Origin of the sequence: Novosphingobium silvae (assembly GCF_009856825.1) — a bacterium.
Taxonomy (GTDB): domain Bacteria; phylum Pseudomonadota; class Alphaproteobacteria; order Sphingomonadales; family Sphingomonadaceae; genus Novosphingobium; species Novosphingobium silvae.
Genome location: NZ_WVTD01000005.1, coordinates 257,238 through 277,291, shown reverse-complemented (window position 1 = coordinate 277,291; position 20,054 = coordinate 257,238). Strand labels below are relative to the sequence as shown.

The 20,054-nt window shown below is 63.8% G+C and carries 21 protein-coding genes; 13 read left to right on the top strand and 8 right to left on the bottom strand.

The window, feature by feature from the left end:
• The first annotated feature begins 149 nt into the window (after window positions 1-149).
• Entirely contained in the window at window positions 150-1,088 is a 939-nt protein-coding gene (locus GR702_RS09570) for a D-2-hydroxyacid dehydrogenase (RefSeq protein WP_160985653.1), read from the top strand.
• Window positions 1,089-1,230: 142 nt separating this feature from the next.
• Window positions 1,231-2,904: an acetolactate synthase large subunit gene (locus tag GR702_RS09565; RefSeq protein WP_160985652.1), complete on the top strand. Its 1,674-nt coding sequence runs from the start codon at window positions 1,231-1,233 to the stop codon at window positions 2,902-2,904.
• 41 nt (window positions 2,905-2,945) lie between these two features.
• Here GR702_RS09565 and GR702_RS09560 read toward each other — a convergent pair whose 3' ends face one another.
• Entirely contained in the window at window positions 2,946-3,338 is a 393-nt protein-coding gene (locus tag GR702_RS09560) for a hypothetical protein (protein WP_237449638.1), read from the bottom strand.
• A complete protein-coding gene (locus tag GR702_RS09555) occupies window positions 3,328-3,528 on the bottom strand; it encodes a hypothetical protein (protein ID WP_160985651.1) in 201 nt (66 codons plus the stop codon). The genes GR702_RS09560 and GR702_RS09555 overlap by 11 nt, the downstream gene beginning before the upstream one ends.
• A gap of 114 nt (window positions 3,529-3,642) precedes the next feature.
• Between GR702_RS09555 and GR702_RS09550 the strand changes: the two genes are divergently transcribed.
• The 7 genes from GR702_RS09550 to GR702_RS09520 all read left to right on the top strand — a co-directional run bounded on the left by GR702_RS09550 (window position 3,643) and on the right by GR702_RS09520 (window position 8,374).
• Window positions 3,643-4,281, top strand: a complete 639-nt coding sequence (locus GR702_RS09550; RefSeq protein ID WP_160985678.1) for a S24 family peptidase — start codon at window positions 3,643-3,645, stop codon at window positions 4,279-4,281.
• 50 nt (window positions 4,282-4,331) lie between these two features.
• Window positions 4,332-5,033 (top strand): MBL fold metallo-hydrolase, encoded by a 702-nt coding sequence (locus tag GR702_RS09545; protein WP_272916658.1) that lies wholly within the window; start codon window positions 4,332-4,334, stop codon window positions 5,031-5,033.
• Between the two features lie 189 nt (window positions 5,034-5,222).
• Window positions 5,223-5,402, top strand: coding sequence for a 50S ribosomal protein L32 (gene rpmF, locus GR702_RS09540; RefSeq protein ID WP_160985650.1), 180 nt, complete (start codon window positions 5,223-5,225; stop codon window positions 5,400-5,402).
• Between the two features lie 45 nt (window positions 5,403-5,447).
• Window positions 5,448-6,521, top strand: coding sequence for a phosphate acyltransferase PlsX (gene plsX, locus GR702_RS09535; RefSeq protein ID WP_160985649.1), 1,074 nt, complete (start codon window positions 5,448-5,450; stop codon window positions 6,519-6,521).
• Window positions 6,521-7,489, top strand: coding sequence for a beta-ketoacyl-ACP synthase III (locus GR702_RS09530; RefSeq protein ID WP_160985648.1), 969 nt, complete (start codon window positions 6,521-6,523; stop codon window positions 7,487-7,489). The genes plsX and GR702_RS09530 overlap by 1 nt, the downstream gene beginning before the upstream one ends.
• A 107-nt stretch (window positions 7,490-7,596) precedes the next feature.
• The gene (locus tag GR702_RS09525; RefSeq protein WP_160985676.1) at window positions 7,597-7,893 is read left to right on the top strand and encodes an integration host factor subunit alpha; all 297 of its coding nucleotides are present in this window, start codon (window positions 7,597-7,599) and stop codon (window positions 7,891-7,893) included.
• A 25-nt stretch (window positions 7,894-7,918) separates the two neighbouring features.
• Entirely contained in the window at window positions 7,919-8,374 is a 456-nt protein-coding gene (locus GR702_RS09520; RefSeq protein WP_160985647.1) for a MerR family transcriptional regulator, read from the top strand.
• Window positions 8,375-8,430: 56 nt separating this feature from the next.
• Here the strand turns inward: GR702_RS09520 and GR702_RS09515 are convergent, their stop codons facing one another.
• Both GR702_RS09515 and GR702_RS09510 read right to left on the bottom strand, forming a co-directional pair.
• Window positions 8,431-9,006: a SixA phosphatase family protein gene (locus tag GR702_RS09515; protein ID WP_160985646.1), complete on the bottom strand. Its 576-nt coding sequence runs from the start codon at window positions 9,004-9,006 to the stop codon at window positions 8,431-8,433.
• A 29-nt stretch (window positions 9,007-9,035) separates the two neighbouring features.
• Window positions 9,036-11,765, bottom strand: a complete 2,730-nt coding sequence (locus GR702_RS09510; protein WP_160985645.1) for an ATP-dependent DNA helicase — start codon at window positions 11,763-11,765, stop codon at window positions 9,036-9,038.
• Window positions 11,766-12,201: 436 nt separating this feature from the next.
• Between GR702_RS09510 and GR702_RS22300 the strand changes: the two genes are divergently transcribed.
• The 4 genes from GR702_RS22300 (at window position 12,202) to GR702_RS09490 (ending at window position 15,222) form a co-directional block, all read left to right on the top strand.
• Entirely contained in the window at window positions 12,202-12,660 is a 459-nt protein-coding gene (locus tag GR702_RS22300) for a PadR family transcriptional regulator (protein WP_272916660.1), read from the top strand.
• Complete coding sequence (locus GR702_RS09500) at window positions 12,657-12,947, top strand: DUF2218 domain-containing protein (protein WP_160985643.1); 291 nt, start codon at window positions 12,657-12,659, stop codon at window positions 12,945-12,947. The genes GR702_RS22300 and GR702_RS09500 overlap by 4 nt, the downstream gene beginning before the upstream one ends.
• 146 nt (window positions 12,948-13,093) lie before the next feature.
• Window positions 13,094-14,692 (top strand): lysine--tRNA ligase, encoded by a 1,599-nt coding sequence (locus GR702_RS09495; protein WP_160985642.1) that lies wholly within the window; start codon window positions 13,094-13,096, stop codon window positions 14,690-14,692.
• On the top strand, window positions 14,692-15,222 hold the full coding sequence (locus tag GR702_RS09490; RefSeq protein WP_160985641.1) for a DUF1003 domain-containing protein: 531 nt from the start codon (window positions 14,692-14,694) through the stop codon (window positions 15,220-15,222). Before GR702_RS09495 ends, GR702_RS09490 begins: the two co-directional genes overlap by 1 nt.
• A gap of 6 nt (window positions 15,223-15,228) precedes the next feature.
• Here GR702_RS09490 and GR702_RS09485 read toward each other — a convergent pair whose 3' ends face one another.
• The 4 genes from GR702_RS09485 to GR702_RS09470 all read right to left on the bottom strand — a co-directional run bounded on the left by GR702_RS09485 (window position 15,229) and on the right by GR702_RS09470 (window position 19,980).
• Complete coding sequence (locus GR702_RS09485) at window positions 15,229-15,840, bottom strand: 2OG-Fe(II) oxygenase (RefSeq protein WP_337192561.1); 612 nt, start codon at window positions 15,838-15,840, stop codon at window positions 15,229-15,231.
• A 179-nt stretch (window positions 15,841-16,019) separates the two neighbouring features.
• Window positions 16,020-16,859 (bottom strand): RcnB family protein, encoded by an 840-nt coding sequence (locus GR702_RS09480; RefSeq protein ID WP_337192560.1) that lies wholly within the window; start codon window positions 16,857-16,859, stop codon window positions 16,020-16,022.
• 306 nt (window positions 16,860-17,165) lie between these two features.
• Window positions 17,166-18,845, bottom strand: a complete 1,680-nt coding sequence (gene ettA / locus GR702_RS09475) for an energy-dependent translational throttle protein EttA (RefSeq protein WP_160985639.1) — start codon at window positions 18,843-18,845, stop codon at window positions 17,166-17,168.
• A 103-nt stretch (window positions 18,846-18,948) separates the two neighbouring features.
• Window positions 18,949-19,980: a hypothetical protein gene (locus GR702_RS09470; protein ID WP_160985638.1), complete on the bottom strand. Its 1,032-nt coding sequence runs from the start codon at window positions 19,978-19,980 to the stop codon at window positions 18,949-18,951.
• Window positions 19,981-20,054 lie beyond the last annotated feature (74 nt).

Genomic DNA, 20,054 nt, shown 5'->3' with positions numbered 1-20,054 from the left:
TATCTGACCACGACACGATCAGATCCGCCTGCACATCACCATCACGTCGCATCGCCATCGTCGCTGACCGCCTTCTTTCCGTATCCAGGCTGAATCAGATCACACCGACTTCGTCAACGCGCTGTTAAGTAGTCAAGCCGGAGCCCCAGATGGTCGTCGCCCTCCTCAATGCCCAGTCGCGCCCATGGCTGGAAGACAAGCTCCCGGATGGCGTCGAGCCGATGTGGTTCGAAAGCAGGGACGAGCTTCTGGGCCACGCCGAGCGCGCGGAAATCGCCTGGCTCGATACCATCGCGCCGCCCGTTGCCGCCGAGGCGATCGCACGGATGGGACGGCTGAAGTGGTACAATGCCATGTCGTCGGGAGTGGACTGGCTGCCCCTTGACCGCCTGGCGGAGCGCGGCGTCATCCTCACCAATGGCGCGGGTATCCACGCCCAGTCCGTATCCGAGTTTGTCATCATGGGTATGCTGACGATGGCCAAGGGTTACCGGCAGGTCGTGAGGGCGCAGGATCGGCACGACTGGCTGCCGCAGCCGCCCGGCAAGCGCGAATTGCTGGATGCCAAGGTGCTGGTCATCGGCGCCGGCGAGATCGGCACGCGGGCCACCGAGGTCCTGCGGGCACTGGGATCGGACGTGACGATCGCCAGGCGAACGGCGCGCCCGGGCGAACTGGGCGAGGGCGAGTGGCAGGCGCAGCTGGGCCGGTTCGACTGGGTGATCCTGATCGTTCCATCCACGCCGCAGACCACCGGTATGTTCGGCGCCGCTGAACTGGCCGCGATGAAGCCCGGCGCAACCCTGCTGAATTTCGCACGAGGCACTGTCGTTGATCAGGATGCTTTGCTCGAGGCCATCGACTCGGGGCATCTGGGCGGCGCTTTCCTTGACGTCACCACGCCGGAACCACTCCCGGCGGATCATCCGCTATGGTCGCGCGAGAACGTGCACATCTCGATGCATCTGGCGGGAAGGGCGCAGGAGGCGCTTTTCGCGCGAGGAAGCGCGCGGTTCCTCGAAAACCTCGGTCGGTATATGCGCGGCGAGCCGCTGACACACAGCGTCGGCCTTTCCCGCGGCTACTAGGCGCAGCAGGCCCTTCGGTTTAGCTTCGCGCGCGAGCTATCGTATTCATCAGGAAGAGCGGCTTGTGCGAATCGCGTATGTGCCTCGCACTCACCAGGCGGCGTGACCGCGTCGGCGAAAAAATAGCGGGGAATGCGGGATCATGGCAGAAAGCGACAAGCGCAAGGCGTCCGACCTCTTCATCGAATGTCTGGAACGCGAAGGGGTCGAGTACATCTTCGGCGTGCCGGGCGAGGAAAACCTCGACTTCCTCGATTCGCTCTCACGCTCGCGTCAGATCAAGCTGATCCTCACGCGGCACGAACAGGGCGCTGGCTTCATGGCGGCCACTTACGGGCGGCACACGGGCAAGACGGGTGTGTGCCTTTCCACCCTGGGGCCCGGCGCCACCAACTTCGTGACGGCCGCTGCCTATGCCACGCTGGGCGGCATGCCCATGCTCATGATCACCGGGCAGAAGCCGATCAAGAAGTCCAAGCAGGGACGCTTCCAGATTCTCGATGTCGTCTTGATGATGCAGCCCATCACGAAGTACGCGCATCAGATCGCATCGTCGGACAACATTCCCAGTCGCGTTCGAGAGGCTTGCCGGATTGCGGAGGAGGAGAAACCCGGTGCCACTCACATCGAGTTGCCCGAGGACATTGCCGACGAGCATACCGAGTCGCGTCCCGTTCCCCGCTCGATAGTCCGGCGCCCCACGGCCGACGTGAAGTCCATTGCTCAAGCGGTCGAGGCGCTGGAGAAATCCAGGCGGCCCGTGCTGGTCATCGGCGCAGGGGCAAACCGCAAGATGACGAGCAAGATGCTGGGCGAGTTCGTGGAGAAGACGGGCATACCGTTCCTCACCACGCAACTCGGCAAGGGTGTGATCGACGAACGGCACCCACGGTTCCTGGGGTGCGCGGCGCTTTCCTCGGGCGATTTCGTGCACCGCGCCATTGATGATGCGGACTGCATCGTCAACATCGGACACGACGTGATCGAGAAGCCGCCGTTCTTCATGACCAATGACGGTACCCGCGACGATCGCACCGTCATTCACATCTCCACCAAGACCGCCGAGGTCGATCCGGTGTACTTCCCCCACATCGAGGTGATCGGCGACATCGCCAACGCCATGTGGCAGCTGAAAGAGGCGCTGACGCCGTCGCCGAGGTGGAACTTCGAGGCGATGCTGCGATACCGCCGGGCCGAGGTGGAGCACACCGCGCGACTTGCTGCGGACGAACGTTTCCCGATTTTCCCGCCGCATGTCGTCAGCCAGGTGCGAGATGCGTTGCCGGATGACGCCATCATCTGTCTCGACAACGGCATCTACAAGATCTGGTTCGCTCGGGGCTATTCGGCACGAGGTCGTAATACGGTGCTACTTGATAACGCACTCGCGACGATGGGAGCAGGCCTTCCTTCCGCGATGGCCAGTGCGATGGTGTACCCCGATCGCAAGGTTTTCGCGGTATGCGGCGACGGCGGCTTCATGATGAACAGCCAGGAACTGGAGACGGCGGTTCGCCTGGGGCTGGACCTTACGGTCCTTATCCTGAACGACAATGCCTATGGCATGATACGCTGGAAGCAGGCGAACATGGGGTTTGCGGACTTCGGCCTCTCCTACGGCAATCCCGACTTCGTGAAATATGCGGAGAGCTACGGCGCAAGTGGGCACCGGGTGGAGAGCGCCGCGCACCTTCGGGAGCTTCTGGCCCAATGCCGTGACACGCCAGGTGTCCATGTCATCGACTGCCCGGTCGACTATTCGGAGAACGACCGCATCCTCAACACCGAGATCAAGGACCTGTCACGAGCACTATGATGCAGGTCGCCCCGAAAGGTTCGGGGCGACCCGGCGGCTGATCAGCAGTCATCCAGAAGCAGGAGTTCCGCCTCCACCGTCATTCGGGGCGCGGGCAGAACCGCGTGCTCCACCTCAACGACGGTGGCGTCGGCCACGATCTGGCGGGAGATGCTGAATTCGTGCTCTGGAAGAGCGGCGATATAAGCTTCGCCACTAGAGAGGGCGTGTTCGCCGTTGAAGGCCACGAGTATCCGGTGCCGCGTCCCGGAGAACGTTGCGCTGGACCAGGGGCATTCGCTGTGTCGCAGGAACTCCGCGTCAGGCCCGGCAAGCTCCAGCGCCTGCGAAAGCAGCCTGAGCCAGGGGCCGCGCCCGGTACTTTCGTGGCGGGTCAACTCCCGATGACTGGCATGATGAGCGGCAGCAGCCGTACCGAGCGCATCAGAGTACATGGCCGCCCTCCATCGCGTTTGCGAGATAGGTGCTCATGAACGCCTCGACACGCTCGGCGGTTCGCTCGCGCGGGATTCGCCCGTTACGCAGGTCGGCGACAAAGCGGGGATCGTGTGCCGCGAGGCGGCCGAACTTGGTCCATGGCATATTGGTCTGGCGTAGAAATCGTTCAATCTGTCGCAGGAGCATTCAGGCAGGTCCCTTCTCTGAAGCGTATCAGGAGATTAGCCTCTTGATGTTCCCATTATGTTCCAACGAAAATCCTACTTGTCTAGGAAATTTCCTACGACTATGGATTACAAGATGGAAATTGAACCCGCCCATAGACGCCTGCTGGAGCTTGCCGAGGAGCGGCGGGTTAGCCTTTCCCGGCTTTCGCAGATGCTTGGAAAAAATCCCAGCTACCTGCAGCAATTCGTGCGCAAGGGAAGTCCGCGCAAGCTGGAGGAACAGGATCGCGCAATGCTGGCCCGGTTCTTCGGGATCAGCGAGGATCAACTTGGAAAGCCGAAGGAAAATTCCTACGAATCCTTGAGTGTTGACTGGATCGATGTGCCTCGGCTCGCGATCGGGGCCTCGGCAGGGCCGGGCGCCGAGGTCGCCGGCGAAGTCGCGTTCGACACGATCCGCTTCTCTTTCCGGTGGCTGAGAGCCATGGGGCTGCAGCCTGATCAGCTTTCGACGATTGTGGTTAGCGGCGATTCGATGGAGCCGACGCTGCGGCACGGGGACGAAATTCTGGTGGACCGCAAGGCCCGGGGCATGCGCGACGGCATTCATGTGATCCGCCTGGGCGACAGCCTGCTGGTCAAGCGCCTCGATACTGGGCGACCGGGAAAGATCGTTCTGATCAGTGACAATCCCGCTTATCCGGCAGTCGAATGCGCAGTGCGGGAAGTGGAACTCATTGGCCGCGTGGTCTGGAAGGGTGGCCCGATCTAGCGGCGCCTCTCCGGTTGCATTCGGATGTCCTTGTCGCCATTCCATCCCTCATGACCGACAAGACCAGCACCGATCCGGAGATGACACCGCAGCAGATGCGGGTGGGCATCATTCCCGTTACGCCGCTGCAGCAGAACTGCTCCCTACTCTGGTGCACGACGACGATGCGCGGCGCCCTCGTCGATCCCGGCGGCGACCTGCCCAAGCTGCGGCAGGCCATCGAGAAGACAGGCGTCACGATCGAGAAGATCCTGGTCACGCATGGCCACCTGGATCATTGCGGCCAGGCCGGGATACTTGCCCGGGAACTGGGCGTGCCGATCGAAGGGCCGCACGAGGAAGACCGCTTCTGGATTGCCCAGCTCAGCGACGACGGCCCTCGCTGGAACATGGAGGCCCATACCTTCGAGCCCGATCGGTGGCTGGAAGATGGAGACAAGGTCACGGTCGGAAACCTCGAGATCGACGTCGTTCACTGCCCGGGCCATACACCCGGCCACGTGGTGTTCCACCACGCGCCCAGTCGGTTCGCAATGGTTGGCGATGTGCTCTTTCAGGGCGGGATCGGTCGCTGGGACTTCCCAAGGGGCAACCTGAACGATCTGGTCGATTCGATCACCCGCAAGCTCTGGCCTCTGGGCGATGACGTTACTTTCGTACCCGGACATGGGCCGGTAAGCACTTTCGGGCAGGAACGGCGGACAAACCCCTATGTGAGCGATCGTGCTCTGGAACAGGGCCTGCCGGGCTGAAGAAGGTTGGCCGCCTTTCCGAGGAGCCTGGTTCTGGTCCGCGAAGGACGATCCATTCGTGAGTGGGGGAGGAACGGGTTGCAACTCGCCAGAAATCGGTTATAGGCGCGCCTTCGCAAGCCGCCGTGTCCCGTAACGGTCATCGGCGGCCTTTTTGACAAAACTGCATTTCCAGGAACAGGTGCCGAAATGGCTGTCCCTAAAAGAAAAACGACCCCGTCCCGCCGGGGCATGCGCCGTAGCCATGACGCGCTGACCGTCGCGGCTTTCCACGAGTGCTCGAACTGCGGTGAACTCAAGCGCCCGCACAACCTGTGCAACGCTTGCGGCCACTACAAGGGTCGCGAAATCGTCGCGGTCGAAGTCTAAGACCTACGGTCTTAAGGACCTCTGGCGAATTTCGGAGACAGCCCCATGAGCTTACCGCGTATCGCCATTGATGCGATGGGCGGTGACGAGGGCGTGCGCGTCATGATCGAGGGCGCGGCACTTGCGCGCCGTCGGCACGATCGCTTCAAGTTCCTGCTTGTCGGTGACGAGGCGCGGATCAAGTCCGCGCTGGAGAGTCATCCCAATCTGCGGGCGAGCTCCGAAATCCTTCACACCGAAGGCGTCATCAGCGGCGAAGACAAGCCGAGTCAGGCCTTGCGCCGTGCGAAGGGCACGTCGATGGGGCGCGCCATCGAGGCGGTCAAGCTGGGTCATGCCGGTGCTGCCGTCAGCGCCGGAAATACCGGCGCGCTGATGGCGATCTCCAAGCTCTCGCTGCGAACGATGCCCGGGATCGATCGTCCCGCACTGGCAGCGCTCCTGCCGACGCTTGGCGATAACGACGTGGTGATGCTCGACCTTGGTGCCAACACCGAGTGCGACAGTCGCAACCTCGTGCAGTTCGCGATCATGGGCGCAGCTTATGCGCGCGTCGCCACCGGGCGTGAGCAGCCGCGCGTGCGTTTGCTCAACATCGGCAGCGAAGAGATCAAGGGCACGGACGAAGTGCGCGATGCGGCGGCGATCCTCAAGGGTGTCGCCGGCGACCTGTCGATGTCCTTCGACGGCTTCACCGAAGCGGACAAGATCTGTCGCGGAGATGTCGACGTTGTAGTGACGGACGGTTTCTCGGGTAACGTCGCGCTGAAAGCGGTTGAAGGTACGGCGCGTTTCGTTGCCGACCTGCTGAAGCGCGGTTTTTCAAGTTCGCTGCGGTCCAAGCTGGGTTTTCTTATCTCCAGGCCCGCGACCGAATTGCTGAAACACCACCTCGACCCCAACAACCACAACGGAGCGGTCTTCCTCGGCCTCAATGGCATCGTGGTGAAAAGCCATGGAAGTGCCAATGCAGCGGGAGTGGCCAACGCCGTGGCGGTCACCGCCCGACTGCTGGAGGAAAACGTGACCGAGCGCATCACCGCCGACCTTGCCCGTCTTGGCGGGGATACCTGGCGCCGCACAAGCTCCATCCCGGGTGTGCAGGAAGAACGCGCCTGATGTTGCGTTCGGTCCTGATCGGAACCGGTTCGGCGCTGCCGCGCCAGGCGGTGAGCAATGCCGAACTGGCAATGCGCGTGGATACGAGCGACGAATGGATCGTCGAGCGTACCGGCATCTCCAATCGCCATATCGCAGCGCCCGACGAGACCACTACGAGCCTGGCGACCGACGCGGCTCGCCGTGCGATAGAGGCAGCCGGGATCGAGGCTGCTTCGATCGACCTGATCGTGCTTGCCACAGCAACGCCGGATCAGACTTTCCCGGCCAGTGCCACCCTGGTCCAGAGCAATCTGGGGTGCAGGGGCGGTATCGCCTTTGACGTCGCGGCTGTCTGCTCGGGCTTCCTCTATGCCGTCGGCGTCGCCGATTCGATGCTGCGCACGGGCATGGCTCGCCGCGCGCTCGTGATCGGTGCGGAAACCTTCAGCCGTATCCTGGACTGGGAAGACCGCACGACCTGCGTACTCTTCGGAGACGGGGCTGGAGCCATCGTTCTTGAGGCGCAGGAGCAGGAGGGTGATGCGCCGAGGGGCATTCTTGCCACGCGTCTTCACGCAGACGGCGCTCACAACCAGCTGCTTTACGTGGACGGAGGTCCGTCGACCACTGGGACCGTCGGCAAGCTTCGCATGAAGGGGCGCGAGGTATTCCGCCACGCCGTGGTCAACTTGGCCGAGGTCCTGCGCGAAGTCATCGAGGACGCCGGTCTTTCGACCGACGACATCGACTGGCTTGTGCCGCACCAGGCCAATGCCCGGATCCTGGATGCGACGGCGAGAAAGCTGAATCTTCCGCCGGAAAAGGTCGTCATGACCGTGGGCCAGCACGCGAACACCTCGGCCGCATCAGTGCCGCTCGCGCTGGATCAGGCGGTTCGGGACGGGCGAATCAAGGCCGGGGACCTCGTCATGCTCGAGGCCATGGGTGGTGGTTTCACCTGGGGTGCAAGTCTCATTCGGGTCTAATCGGCTTCCCTGCCCGTCCAATAGCGTTCAATATTGGACGCAGCATTGCTTTCCTCGCGCTTTTTCATATTATACCCCCATCGGCGCACGAAGGGGATGCGGGCTTGATGCGCTCTACGGATACTTTGACCAGGGCAGAAATTGCCGAAGCCATTCACCGTCGACTGGGAATATCCCGGTCGGAATCACTGGCGATGGTGGAAGCCATTCTCCAGCAGATGTGCGTTGCGCTTAGCAATGGCGAGAACGTCAAGATCTCCGGCTTCGGTACGTTCCTGCTACGGGACAAAGGCGAGCGGATTGGTCGCAACCCCAAGACCGGCGTGGAAGTTCCGATTACGCCTCGAAGGGTGATGACGTTCCGCGCCAGTCAGATGCTGAAGGACCGCATCGCCGAGGCATGATGAAGACGCTCGAAACGAAACAGGTATGAATGACAGCGAAAGTCAGCGCGATAGCGCCGTGACCTCGGCGCAGGCGACGGCTGAAGCGCCTGCGCCCGGCAACCCCCTTTTCAATGACGGAAAGGATCCGCAAGCGCTGCGGACTATCGGCGAGGTCGCGGGTGCGCTGGGGATCCGTCCCCATGTCCTACGCTATTGGGAGGAGCAGTTCCCTGCGCTGGCACCGATCAAGCGCAGCGGGTCGCGGCGATACTACCGTCCGGAGGATGTGGCACTGATCGTCGAGATCAACCGCCTCGTTCAGCATGAAGGCTACACCCTGCGCGGTGCGGCGAAAGCTCTTGAGAGCAAGTTGTTGCAGACAGCTGCAAGTAATGGGCAAGTTCCTGCCGCAACTTCTCGCAAGTTGGACCCCGAGGCGATTCATACAAAGCTGGCCGCAATCCGGGAAAGGCTGGCCGCGGCGCTGGCTGCAGCCTAGGTTCCGCAGCGGAGAGGGGCCGGGTTCCGACTTCCACGGTCAAGCCGGCTGACCCGTCAGTCCTCGATAGCGGGGCCAAGCGATGGATCCAGATCACGCGGGCGGACGAGGTGCACCAGTCTGCCGCAGTTCTCCGCGAGGTCTGCCCAGCTCTCGATGTCGAGACGAACCACCGCGAATGCTGCGGTCGGGAACTTGTCCTCCACCACGTCCCGCAACGGGCTGCTGCCATCGTCGGGAACAAGATCGAAGATAAGGTCCTCCAATCCGGGGTTGTGGCCGACGAGCATGATCGAACGCGCGTTTCCGGATAAGTCGCCGTCGCTATCCTGCTCGCGCAGCACGTCCATGAGGGTGGCCGAGTTGGCGAGATAGATGCGCCGATCCCAGGTGATCGGCGGCGTCTCCCCCGCGGCCTCGCCTGCAAGCTCGATGGTCTGGGTGACGCGGACGGCGGGCGATGCCACTATGCGTCGCCACCCGACGGCATTTTCCACGCCGTAGTCGCGGATGTGCTTGCCCATGATACCCGCGCCCACGCGGCCGCGCTTGTTGAGCGGACGGTCGAAATCACGCAGCCGGGCATCGGTCCAGTCCGATTTGGCGTGGCGGAAGATGCCGAGGGTCTTCATCAGTGTGTGGCCAATCTCGTGGGAACGGATCAGGAAGGCGCGCGCGAAGGCCGGGCGGGCTCCGCAGCGGTTGCTGAAGCATGGCCCGCCACGCGCTGTAAAGCCTCTTCCAGAGTTATCCGGCGGATGGGCGTTCCGGGCGGGAAAGCCGACAGCAGCCGCGATGGAAAGGCAGGGGACAGGACAACGAAGTGGCCGCGATCGTCGCGGCTGCGAATGAGGCGGCCGAACGCCTGCGCAAGCTTGGCCCTGATGAGCGTGTCATCATAGGCGCTGCCGCCATTCGCCAGGCGGCGGGCGCGATGCAGGATCGAGGGCCGGGGCCAGGGCACCTGCTCCATGACCACCAGGCGCAGCGAATGGCCGGGCACGTCGACACCGTCGCGCAGCGCGTCGGTGCCAAGTAGGGACGCGGCCGGGTCGTCGCGGAAAATGTCCACCAGCGTTCCCGTGTCGATCGGGTCCACGTGCTGGGCGTAAAGCGGAAGGCCGCCGCGGGCCAGACGATCGGCGATACGGCCATGTACGGCGCGCAGCCGCCGGATGGCGGTGAACAGGCCAAGCGCGCCGCCCTGCGACGCTTCGATAAGGCGGCCGAAGGCGGCAGCGAGAGCGGGTATGTCGCCCTTGGGCACGTCGGTGACGATCAGCACTTCGGCCTGCGCCGCGTAATCGAAAGGGCTCAGGTGAGTCGACAGGCGCGGCACGACGTCGATCTGCGCTGCGCCGGATCGCGCGACCGCCTTCGTCCAGTCGTCCCCGTCGCGCAATGTCGCGGACGTCAGGATCACGCCATGTGCCGGTTCGAGCACGACTTGCGCGAAGGGCTTCATAGGATCGAGCCAGCGGCGATGGATACCGATGTCGAACTCGCGCGATTCGGAACGATCGACAGCCAGCCAGTCGACATATTCCGGATCGGCGGCGCCCCCCAGCCTGTCCAGAAGCGACTCCCATGCAGAGAGCGTTTCGACCCGCCAGGAGAGGGAATGCCGAGCGCCTTCGAGGCGCGCGCGGCCTGCACTGTCCAGCCAGTCGGGTGGTTCCTCCAGCAGAGCCTCGAGCCGCATGCCGAGGCGGATCAGCGGTTGCCGCAGGTCGGCGAGCGCCATGCGGGCAGCCTGCGCGATCTCCACGAACGCACCTTCCAGGCCCGCTGCCTCAGTCTCCAAGGCATAGCCTGCGTCCTGGCCGCCGCTTTCGTCGCGCGCGTAGACCGTGGCGCGGACAGCGGCGAGCAGCTCTTCCAGAGGGCCCGAAGCGGCATTCTCGGCGATGCGCTGGAGCCAGCCATCGCCGGGAAGGGCTTCGGCGGCAGCGCGTGCGGCGGTAATCGCCTTGCCTCCGGCCTCGTCATAGCTGGCGATGTCGGCAAGCCTTGCGGCAAGGCCGCGCCGCCGTCCCTTGGATGATTTTTCCGGCCCGATCACCCAACGCCGCAGTTCGATCGCTTCGGCGCCGGTAAGCGCTGCGGCGAAGGTCGAATCGGCGGCATCGAACACGTGGTGTCCTTCGTCGAAGACGATGCGCGTGGGCCTTGAAGCCGGGTCGCGCCCCCGGGCGGCGTTGACCATGACGAGCGCATGGTTGCCGATCACGAGGTCGGCGCCGACGCTGGCGCGGGTGGCGCGCTCGATGAAGCATTTGCGGTAGTGAGGGCATCCGGCATAGACGCATTCTCCGCGCCGATCCGTCAGCGCGGCGATGCCCCGCTGGCGGAAGAGGGTTCCAAGCCAGCCCGGAAGGTCGCCTCCGATCATGTCGCCATCGCGCGTGTAGGCGGCCCAGCGTGCCACAAGTTGTGCAAGTATCGCGGCCCGTCCCGAGAACCCGCCCTGCAGGGCATCTTCCAGGTTGAGCAGGCAGAGGTAATTTTCTCGGCCCTTGCGCACTACCACCGGGCGGGAGCCATCTGTTCGCCGTTCCGGCCATGCGCGGCGGCTCTCGTGCCTCAGCTGGCGCTGCAACGCCTTGGTATAAGTCGAGACCCAGACTGTGCCGCCCGACTGCTCGGTCCAGAGCGACGTGGGTGCCAGGTAGCCCAGCGTCTTCCCGATGCCGGTTCCCGCCTGCGCAAGGAGCACATGAGGGCGTCCGGTCCGCTCGCGCGGAAGAAAAGCGTTTCCTGCCTCTGCGGCGTAGGCGCGCTGGCTGGGCCGCTGTTCGGCGGCAGACCCGGTGAGCTTGGCGAGGCGATCGAGCACCTCGGCTTCGTTCAAGGCGATCTGACGCGGTTGTGCGGGCTCGGGGCTTTCCTCCCATTCGGGCAGGCGGCTGAAGAGCCAGCGCTCCGATTCGGAAGGGCGCGAGATGCGCGCCGTCAGCAGCGTGGCCCAGGGCCAGCGCATGCGGACGAGCGACTGCAGCGAAGTCCATGCACCTTCGCGCTCGGCCCACTCGGTGCTTTCGCAGGTTGTCAGGAGCACTCCGGCCGCCGCCTGCAGGAGGTTGGGCACGTCAGCGTCCGTGGCGGGTTCGGCAAGGCCCAGCGCGTGTGCCAGTCCCTTGGGGGTCGGCACGACGAAGCGCGCGGGATGCACGAATGCGTAGAGTTCGAGCAGGTCCAGGCCTGAAAGGTCCGGATAGCCGAGCCGCGTTGCCAGCAGCGGCGCATTGAGGATCAAAAGCGGAGTGTCCGCTGCCGCCATGACCGCCTCGCCCTTTGACACCGGGCGAGTGGCTGTTCCGGTCAGATCCGTTTCCCGCAGCCAGCAACCGCCATGGCTGGCATGGAGGGCAGGAAGAGGAAGCGCGGCCATGAGGCTGTCTTTAGGCCTGCAGCGCGCGGTTGCAATGTCGGGGCAGCGAATGACGAGGCAAATTTATGACGGGTCTTGCAAACCAGCGTCAAAGATATATCTTGGAGTTATCAAGACTGATGAAAGAACAATCGACATTATGAATGACAAAGTGAGCGGCTACGGCCGTGAAAAGTTTGATGGATGCGGCCGTAGGGGCGGGGGGCACCGTATGCACCGCCGCGCCTTCCGGGCGGACGCGATGGACTGGGGGGAGCCACAGGCAATGTCCGGCGCGCGTACGCGCCACGGGATTGGCCGCGGGCACTTCGGTTCAGGAGAGTTCGGCGGAGGCCGAGGATATGGCGGAGGCCGCGGATTTGGCGGTGCCCCAGACGGCGGCGGACCTCGAGGCGGCCGGGGCGGAGGCGGACCCGGGGGCGGTCGGCGCAGGCGGCTGTTCGATCAAGGCGAGCTCCAGGTTCTCCTTCTCGCTCTCGTCGCGGAAATGCCGCGCCATGGCTATGACCTGATCCGCGAGATCGAGGGTCTTTCCGGTGGCGACTATGCGCCAAGCCCCGGCGTCGTCTATCCCGCTCTGGCGTACATGGAGGAGGCTGGTCTCATCGCTCCCGTTGCCGGAGAGACGACCCGCAGGGCCTTCGAAGCAACCGAGGATGGGCGCGCGCGGGCCTTGGCGGATGCCGAAAGGGCCGGCGAATTGAAAGCCCGTCTGAGCGCCCTGGCCGCTCGTCGCGACAAGGTGGACGCAGCACCGGTCCGCCGCGCAATGCACGCGCTCAAGACCGCCGTGTTCGATCGCCTCTCGCAGGACGAAACCGGACGCGATCTTATTCTCAAGGTGGCCGATGCCATCGACGAGGCGACCCGCAAGATTGAAAGGATCGACCATTGAGCACCATTGAAGCCACGGTGAAAACCGAAAACGGCGGGAAGTACGTGCGCCAGTTGTGCAAGCACTGGAGTCACAAACTGGAAACGCAGGTAGAGGGGGACGCGGGAACGGTCACTTTCCCCAATGCTGTCGCGACTATGGTGGCCGGGCCGGAGAGCCTTGCCATCGCCATAAGCGGAGAGGACCGTGCCGACCTGGAGCGTCTCACCGACGTCGTCGCCAGCCATATCGATCGTTTCGCCTTCCGCGAGGCGCCTCTCGCGTACGAGTGGACCTGGCGAGAATGATGGGAAAGGCGGGGAGCGGGCGCGCCTGGCCTCCCGCCTCTCCGACATTGATCAAACAGCCGTGGCAGGGCTCGTGCGAACATCGAAGCGAACCGGCGCGCCACTCCACACTTGCGGGAATCGCGCTTTTCGCCAAAGAGCGCGCCATGACTGAAAATGCCCTGATCGAAGCCGCACGCGTGTCCAAGGCCTGGCCCTTCCGGGAGGCCCAGAAGCTGCTCAAGCGCTATCCGCAGGGTAAACCCGGCGGCGCGCCGGTGCTGTTCGAGACCGGGTACGGCCCATCGGGTCTGCCGCATATCGGCACGTTTCAGGAAGTCTTGCGCACCACGCTCGTCCGGCGCGCCTATGAGGCGCTGACCGGCGGCGCGCCCACTCGCCTGGTGGCCTTCTCCGACGACATGGACGGGCTTCGCAAGGTGCCCGACAACATCCCCAACGCCGAACTGCTTTCCGCCAACCTCGGCAAGCCGCTCAGCCGCATTCCTGATCCGTTCGGCACGCACGAGAGCTTTGCTCATCACAACAATGCCATGCTGCGCGAATTCCTCGATCGTTTTGGGTTCGAGTACGAGTTCGTCTCGGCGAGCGATCGTTATAACTCCGGCGGTTTTGATGCGGCACTGACGCGGGTGCTGGAATGCAATCAGGCGATTCTGGACGTGATGCTGCCCACGCTGCGGGAGGAACGCCGCAAGACCTACTCGCCGGTGCTCCCGGTTTCGCCGACGAGCGGCGTAGTGCTCCAGGTGCCGGTCGAGGTTCTCGATCCGGCGACCGGGATGATCCGCTTCACCGATGAAGACGGCACCGTCATCGAGCAGACTGCATTTGGCGGGATGTCCAAGTTGCAGTGGAAGGTCGACTGGGCAATGCGCTGGTACGCGCTGGGTGTGGATTACGAGATGTGCGGCAAGGACCTCACGGATTCGGTGACCCAATCAGGCAAGATCGTGCAGGTGCTTGGCGGACGGCGACCCGAAGGCCTGATCTATGAACTGTTTCTCGACGAGAATGGTGAGAAGATCTCGAAGTCCAAGGGGAATGGCCTCACCATCGAACAGTGGCTGACCTACGGGACCGAGGAAAGCCTGGGCTTCTACCTGTTCCGCGAACCGAAAAGCGCCAAGCAGCTGCATGTGGGAGTGATCCCGAAGGCTGTGGACGAATACTGGCAGTTCCACGGCAACCTTGCCGGCCAAGCGCTGGACAAGCAGCTTGGCAACCCTGTGTGGCACCTGCTGCGCGCCAACGGCGGAGATGCAGGCGCCGGCGATACCGTGCCGGTCACCTTTTCTCTGCTGCTTAACCTGATCGGCGTTCTGGGCGCGGATGCCACGGCCGAGCAGGTCTGGTCTTATCTCGGGAACTACGTGGCGGACGCCAGTCCCGAGGCTCATCCGGCGCTTGCGGATATGGTGCGCGCAGCCCTGGCGACAAACCGCGACTTTATCGCGCCCACGCTCCAGCGCCGCGCGCCTACCCCTTCGGAAGCCAAGGCACTCAAAGACCTCGACAATCAGCTTGCGACACTCGCGGCCGATCCCACCGCCGAGGAACTGCAGAACATCGTCTACGAAATCGGCAAGAACGAGGCGTACGGGTTCGAGACCCTGCGCGACTGGTTCAAGGCTCTCTACGAGACTTTGCTCGGCAGCCCGCAGGGGCCCCGGATGGGCAGCTTCATCGCGCTCTATGGCGTGCCTGAAACCCGTAAGTTAATTGCCGAGGCGCTGGAAAGCTGATGAATGGCCTGCCTCGGACCGCGGCCGAGCTTTGCGAGGAGCTTCTCGGGCGAAAGCTCTCGGACGTCGATGCCGAGGAACGGCGGGTGCTGGAACGTATTGCCTCTGGCACCGTGATGGACCTCGACGCGCAGGAAGAGGCCGCGCTCAATGCCACCTTCGCCGACCGGCTCGCCGACAAGGTGGCGGCGGTCGGCGGCTCCTGGTCCTTCATCGTCGGATTCGGCGTTGTCCTGCTCAGCTGGATGCTCATCAACAGCGAGGTCCTGAAGGCGCTCGGGCTACATCCCTTCGATGCCTACCCCTACATCTTCCTCAACCTGATGCTTTCGACACTGGCGGCCATCCAGGCACCGGTGATCATGATGAGCCAGAACCGGCAGTCCGACAAGGACCGGATCGCTGCCCGTCACGACTACGAGGTAAACCTGCGCACGCAGCTGGAAATCATTCGCCTCCACAAGAGGATGGATCATCTGTTCGAGCACCTTGTCGGTCGCGGCGGCAACGGAACCGGGCAGGATGGCTGACCGCGACTACTGACATGGCCGGGCCCGGAACCACTTGGTGACGACGTATTTGACACCGCGCAACACCGGCCGCGCCGCGTGCATCGTCCAGGGGTTGGGAGTGCCATCAGGCAGGGCATTGTTCCATAGCAGCAAGGCCCCCGCGCGAGGGGGCACGCTGAGAGTGACCCGCGTGAACTCGGTGGTGCCGCCTTCCTCCACGGCATTGAGGTAGATCATCGCTGTCCAACTGCGTTGCCCGCCGCAGCGCCGCTCATGCTGCCAGTACGTCGAGGCGGTATCGAACCAGTCGCAATGCTCACCGAAGAACTCGCCGCGCCGGTAACGCTGGCCCTGCGCCCACTCGCCCCGCTCGGAGGCAATCCCCGTGACAGCCGAAATCCGCCTTTCCAAGTCACTGACGCAGCGGTCGCGGACGTCGAGGTCTCCTGAGTAGCTGGTGCGGTAATCCGGCCAGTCCTTCCCGTCGATAACGCAGGAGGGGCACGCAACGTCATCGATCAGCCTCATGAGGTAGCGGCACGAGGATGCCGGAAGAAAGTCGTCGACAACGTAAACTTCCGCGCGCTCCTCGGGGAAGCGCCATACCGCCGGGTCTCCCGCCAGACGATCGCGCACCTCGGCCCCCGTCCGGGCAAGCACTTTGCGATCTGGGTGGGGGTGATTTGCCATCCTGCCGACAGAGTACTCGGCGCAACCTGCAAATCAATCCCCACGTAAATTGAGGGCACCGTGAAGTGAAAGGCCTCCCGCCTCAGAGAACCGGAAGGCCTTTATGTTTTTTCTTTCCCAAACCGTTACCAGAAGAAGTCGTAGATCACATCCACCACCTGGCCGGAGTAGGTGTCGACGAGCAGGACATCGTCGTAGTAGCGGATCCAGCGGTAAGCACCATAAGTCTGGGGCAGTCGATACTGCCACGGATCGTTGATCCAGTACCGGTTTCCGTAGAACATTGAACCCAGCGAAAAGCCGAGGCCTATCCGCCGGTAGGAGTAGCCCTGGTAAGGGGCGTAATAGCGCCCGATGCGATAGGTCGAGCGGTTGCGGTCACGGTAACGTTGCCAGTCGTAACGGGAATCGCGGCGCCATGAGGTACGATCCCAGTCACGTCCGCGATTGTCGTTCCCGCGCCAGCGTTCGTTGCCGTAGCGGCGATCGTTGTCACGCCAGCGATCATTGTCCCGCCTGTCGTTGTCACGCCATCGGTCGTTGTTGTCACGGCGATCGTTGTCGCGCCACCGGCCATCGTTGTCTCGGCGGTCGTTATCCCATCGGCGATCGTCGTTGCGGCGATCGTCGTTGCGGCGCTCCGTGCCGCGCTGCCAGGCACTGCGGTCACTCGGGTTCGGACGAGCGTTCCCGTTCGGGCTGATAGGTTCGCCGCTGCGAGTGCCCCCGGCCCAGCCGGGCAGGCCGCGCCGGATTTCATTCGCCCTTGGCTCCCGGCGCACCTCGGGACGCGTCTGCGATCGTTCCGGCGTCGCGCGGGTGGGGCGAGGACGCGATTCGCTCCGCTGCCAGTTGCGAGCCCCGGCATCGTTCGGCCGGGCTGCGGGCGCCGGGCGCTGCGGCCTTGCCTGCGGGCCGCGATCCATCCGGGGCGACTGCGACCGTGACGGCGACGAGCGTTCCACCCTGCCGCCTTCAGATCGGGACTAGGCGAGAGCGGGGGTGGAGAGGCTGGTCGCAAGCAAGGCGATCGCCCCGACCTTCAACCAGACAGACTTCTTCTTGTTCGTTACGGCCATTGTTCCGGTCTCCAATCGAGTTTGCCGGACGGCGATCACGGCTCTTCGTAACCCCGATGTAAATGATACGCGCTGTCGCTTTACTGAACCGTCAAAGCGCTCGCCGTTCATTTTCGTTCGACCATAAATGAACAAGCCGCTGCCCCGGAGACGGGACAGCGGCTTGTGATCAGGCCTGGCTCGGCGCCGGGATCAGCGGGTCAGCTTCTTGTAGGCAAGCGCCGTGGGACGATCCGCTGCATCGCCCAGGCGGCGGCGCTTGTCCTCTTCATAGGCCGCGAAGTTACCCTCGAACCATTCGACATGGCTGTTGCCCTCGAACGCCAGGATGTGCGTGGCAAGACGATCGAGGAAGAAGCGGTCGTGGCTGATGACCACGGCGCAACCCGCGAAGTTCTCGATCGCCTCTTCCAGAGCGCCCAGCGTTTCCACGTCGAGGTCGTTGGTCGGCTCGTCGAGCAGCAGGACGTTGCCGCCCTCCTTCAGCATCTTGGCCATGTGCACGCGGTTGCGCTCACCGCCCGAAAGCTTGCCGACGTTCTTCTGCTGATCCTGGCCCTTGAAGTTGAAGGCGCCGACATAGGCGCGCGTCGACATGTCGTGCCCGTTGACCTTCATGTAGTCGAGGCTGTCGGAAATCTCCTCCCACACGTTCTTCTTGGGATCGAGGTGGTCGCGGCTCTGGTCGACGAAGCCGAGGTGCACGGTCGAGCCGATCTCGATCGATCCGGTGTCGGGCTCTTCCTTACCGGTCAGCAGCTTGAACAGCGTGGACTTGCCCGCGCCGTTGGGGCCGATTACGCCGACGATGCCGCCGGGGGGAAGGATGAACGAGAGGTCTTCGAACAGCAGCTTGTCGCCATAGGCCTTGGAGATGTTCTTCACCTCGATGACCTTGCCGCCCAGACGTTCGGGCACCTGAATGACGATCTGCGCCTTGCCCGGCTTGCGGCCCGACTGCGCCTCCTGCAGCTGTTCGAACTTGCGGATACGGGCCTTGGACTTGGTCTGGCGCGCGGCGGGCGTCTGCCGGATCCAGTCGAGTTCCTCCTTGAGCGCCTTCTGGCGTCCGGATTCCTCGCGGTCCTCCTGCTCGAGGCGCTTGGCCTTCTTCTCGAGGTAGGTCGAGTAGTTGCCTTCGTAGGGGAAGTACTTCCCGCGATCGAGCTCGAGGATCCAGTCCACCACGTTGTCGAGGAAGTAGCGGTCGTGGGTGATCATCAGCACCGCGCCGGCGTATTCCTTGAGGTGGTTTTCCAGCCATTCGACGGACTCGGCGTCGAGGTGGTTGGTGGGCTCGTCCAGCAGCAGGATGGAGGGCTTCTGGATGAGCAGGCGGGTGAGCGCAACGCGGCGCTTCTCACCGCCCGAAAGGCTGGTCACGGGCCAGTCTCCCGGCGGGCAGCGCAGTGCTTCCATCGCGATCTCGAGCTGGTTGTCGAGCGTCCAGCCATCGACCGCGTCGATCTTGCCCTGCAGGTCGCCCATCTCCTCCATGAGTGCGTCGAAATCGACGTCCTCCGGCGGGTCGCCCATGATCGCGGAGATCTCGTTGAAGCGGTCAACGAGGTCAGCGGTCTCGCGCGCGCCATCCTTGACGTTCTCAAGCACGTTCTTGGTGGGATCGAGTTCGGGTTCCTGTTCCAGGTAGCCGATCGTGATGTTCTCGCCCGCCCAGGCCTCGCCGGTGAAATCGGTGTCGATCCCGGCCATGATCTTGATCAGGGTGGACTTGCCCGCACCGTTCGGGCCCACGATGCCGATCTTGGCGCCCTGGTAGAACTGGAGCGAGATGTTGTTGAGCACCGGCTTGGGAGCGCCGGTGAAGGTCTTGGTCATGCCCTTCATGACATAGGCGTATTGGGCGGCCATGGGCGTCCTTTGAATGGATATGGCGATAGGGAAAGTCTTGGTACCGGCCCTTACAGGCCCGGGCATGTCGTCGCAAGATGGGCCGGGGCGGGCCGGTATCAAGTCAGGCCCGCCGGCGCAGTCCTCGCACTAGGTCACCCGCTAGACGAGGCAGGAAGGCAAGCCCTGCCATCACGGTCGGCGTGGCAAGGATGGCCCAGTAGAAGTTCACAGGGCGTGCGAAGACCGCGAGCAGGGCGGCGACGAGCGCAAGGTAAGGAATGGCCATGCGTGCAACTGACGGCGGCGCCGACAGGAAGCCCGCCAGGGCAAGCATTACCAGGCAGTATGACAAGGGTTGCGGAGCGAGGTTGATGAGAGTGACCTCAGCGATGTCGCGTAATGGAGCGGCGGGTCCGCGCATCCCGCTCCAGCCTTGCGAGAGCGCATCTCCCGGCAGGGACAGCGGCGCTACTGCACGCCAATGCAGATAAAGCACCACCGTGTATCCGGCCAGCAGGCCCGCCCAGCAAAAAGCTGCCCGGTACTGGCGCTTGTGTAGGGCAGAAGCTCCCGCCACCAGAACGAAGAGGACCGCAAGCTCGCGGACCGCCAATGCGCACGCGGCGCTTGCCAGGCCTGCGGAGAGGTTGCCGCGGACGGTCATGGCGAGGGCAAGCGCCACGAGAACGCCGGCCCACAGTTCATGCGTCACGACGAGTTCGTCGCTCGCGGCCATGGCGCCGCCGGCAACCACGAGGAGCGATGCGCCAAAGCGCTCGGCCTGGCCGGCGAGGGGCCGCAGCATGGAGAACCACGCCAGCGCGGCCGCGCCAAGCAGGGTGAGGAGCAGCATGTGGGTAGCTCGCCAGCCAAGGCCAGCTTCGATCCAGGCGAGCGTGGGAAGCCGCACGGTGATGAAGGGCCGAGTAGGGAAGCCGTGCATGCGATGCAGGCGGGTTGCCGCCGGGTAGTAGCCTTCTCCCGATGCCACGGCATGAGCGACATCCCTGTAGAGCTGGACATCGGAGTATGTACCGTCCCCGGTAATCGCCCCTTCGCTGTCCGCAGGTCGTATCATCAGCGAAAGCGCCAGCAGCAGCGCAAGCGCAGCGATCACGATCAGGGCCTGGGCGCGGGTGAGCGATGCAAGCATGAGGGAAGGTGTGTTCGCTCCGCCGCTCTGCGGCAAGGCCTCTCACGCAGGCTTATCCACATGGCGGTCGGCGG

What these genes read in the sequence shown, in the direction of transcription:
- GR702_RS09570 (WP_160985653.1), top strand. Translation starts at nt 150, where the DNA reads ATGGTCGTCGCCCTCCTCAATGCCCAGTCGCGCCCATGGCTGGAAGAC.
- GR702_RS09565 (WP_160985652.1), top strand. Translation starts at nt 1,231, where the DNA reads ATGGCAGAAAGCGACAAGCGCAAGGCGTCCGACCTCTTCATCGAATGT.
- GR702_RS09560 (WP_237449638.1), bottom strand. Translation starts at nt 3,338, where the DNA reads ATGTACTCTGATGCGCTCGGTACGGCTGCTGCCGCTCATCATGCCAGT.
- GR702_RS09555 (WP_160985651.1), bottom strand. Translation starts at nt 3,528, where the DNA reads ATGCTCCTGCGACAGATTGAACGATTTCTACGCCAGACCAATATGCCA.
- GR702_RS09550 (WP_160985678.1), top strand. Translation starts at nt 3,643, where the DNA reads ATGGAAATTGAACCCGCCCATAGACGCCTGCTGGAGCTTGCCGAGGAG.
- GR702_RS09545 (WP_272916658.1), top strand. Translation starts at nt 4,332, where the DNA reads ATGACCGACAAGACCAGCACCGATCCGGAGATGACACCGCAGCAGATG.
- rpmF (WP_160985650.1), top strand. Translation starts at nt 5,223, where the DNA reads ATGGCTGTCCCTAAAAGAAAAACGACCCCGTCCCGCCGGGGCATGCGC.
- plsX (WP_160985649.1), top strand. Translation starts at nt 5,448, where the DNA reads ATGAGCTTACCGCGTATCGCCATTGATGCGATGGGCGGTGACGAGGGC.
- GR702_RS09530 (WP_160985648.1), top strand. Translation starts at nt 6,521, where the DNA reads ATGTTGCGTTCGGTCCTGATCGGAACCGGTTCGGCGCTGCCGCGCCAG.
- GR702_RS09525 (WP_160985676.1), top strand. Translation starts at nt 7,597, where the DNA reads ATGCGCTCTACGGATACTTTGACCAGGGCAGAAATTGCCGAAGCCATT.
- GR702_RS09520 (WP_160985647.1), top strand. Translation starts at nt 7,919, where the DNA reads ATGAATGACAGCGAAAGTCAGCGCGATAGCGCCGTGACCTCGGCGCAG.
- GR702_RS09515 (WP_160985646.1), bottom strand. Translation starts at nt 9,006, where the DNA reads ATGAAGACCCTCGGCATCTTCCGCCACGCCAAATCGGACTGGACCGAT.
- GR702_RS09510 (WP_160985645.1), bottom strand. Translation starts at nt 11,765, where the DNA reads ATGGCCGCGCTTCCTCTTCCTGCCCTCCATGCCAGCCATGGCGGTTGC.
- GR702_RS09495 (WP_160985642.1), top strand. Translation starts at nt 13,094, where the DNA reads ATGACTGAAAATGCCCTGATCGAAGCCGCACGCGTGTCCAAGGCCTGG.
- GR702_RS09490 (WP_160985641.1), top strand. Translation starts at nt 14,692, where the DNA reads ATGAATGGCCTGCCTCGGACCGCGGCCGAGCTTTGCGAGGAGCTTCTC.
- ettA (WP_160985639.1), bottom strand. Translation starts at nt 18,845, where the DNA reads ATGGCCGCCCAATACGCCTATGTCATGAAGGGCATGACCAAGACCTTC.
- GR702_RS09470 (WP_160985638.1), bottom strand. Translation starts at nt 19,980, where the DNA reads ATGCTTGCATCGCTCACCCGCGCCCAGGCCCTGATCGTGATCGCTGCG.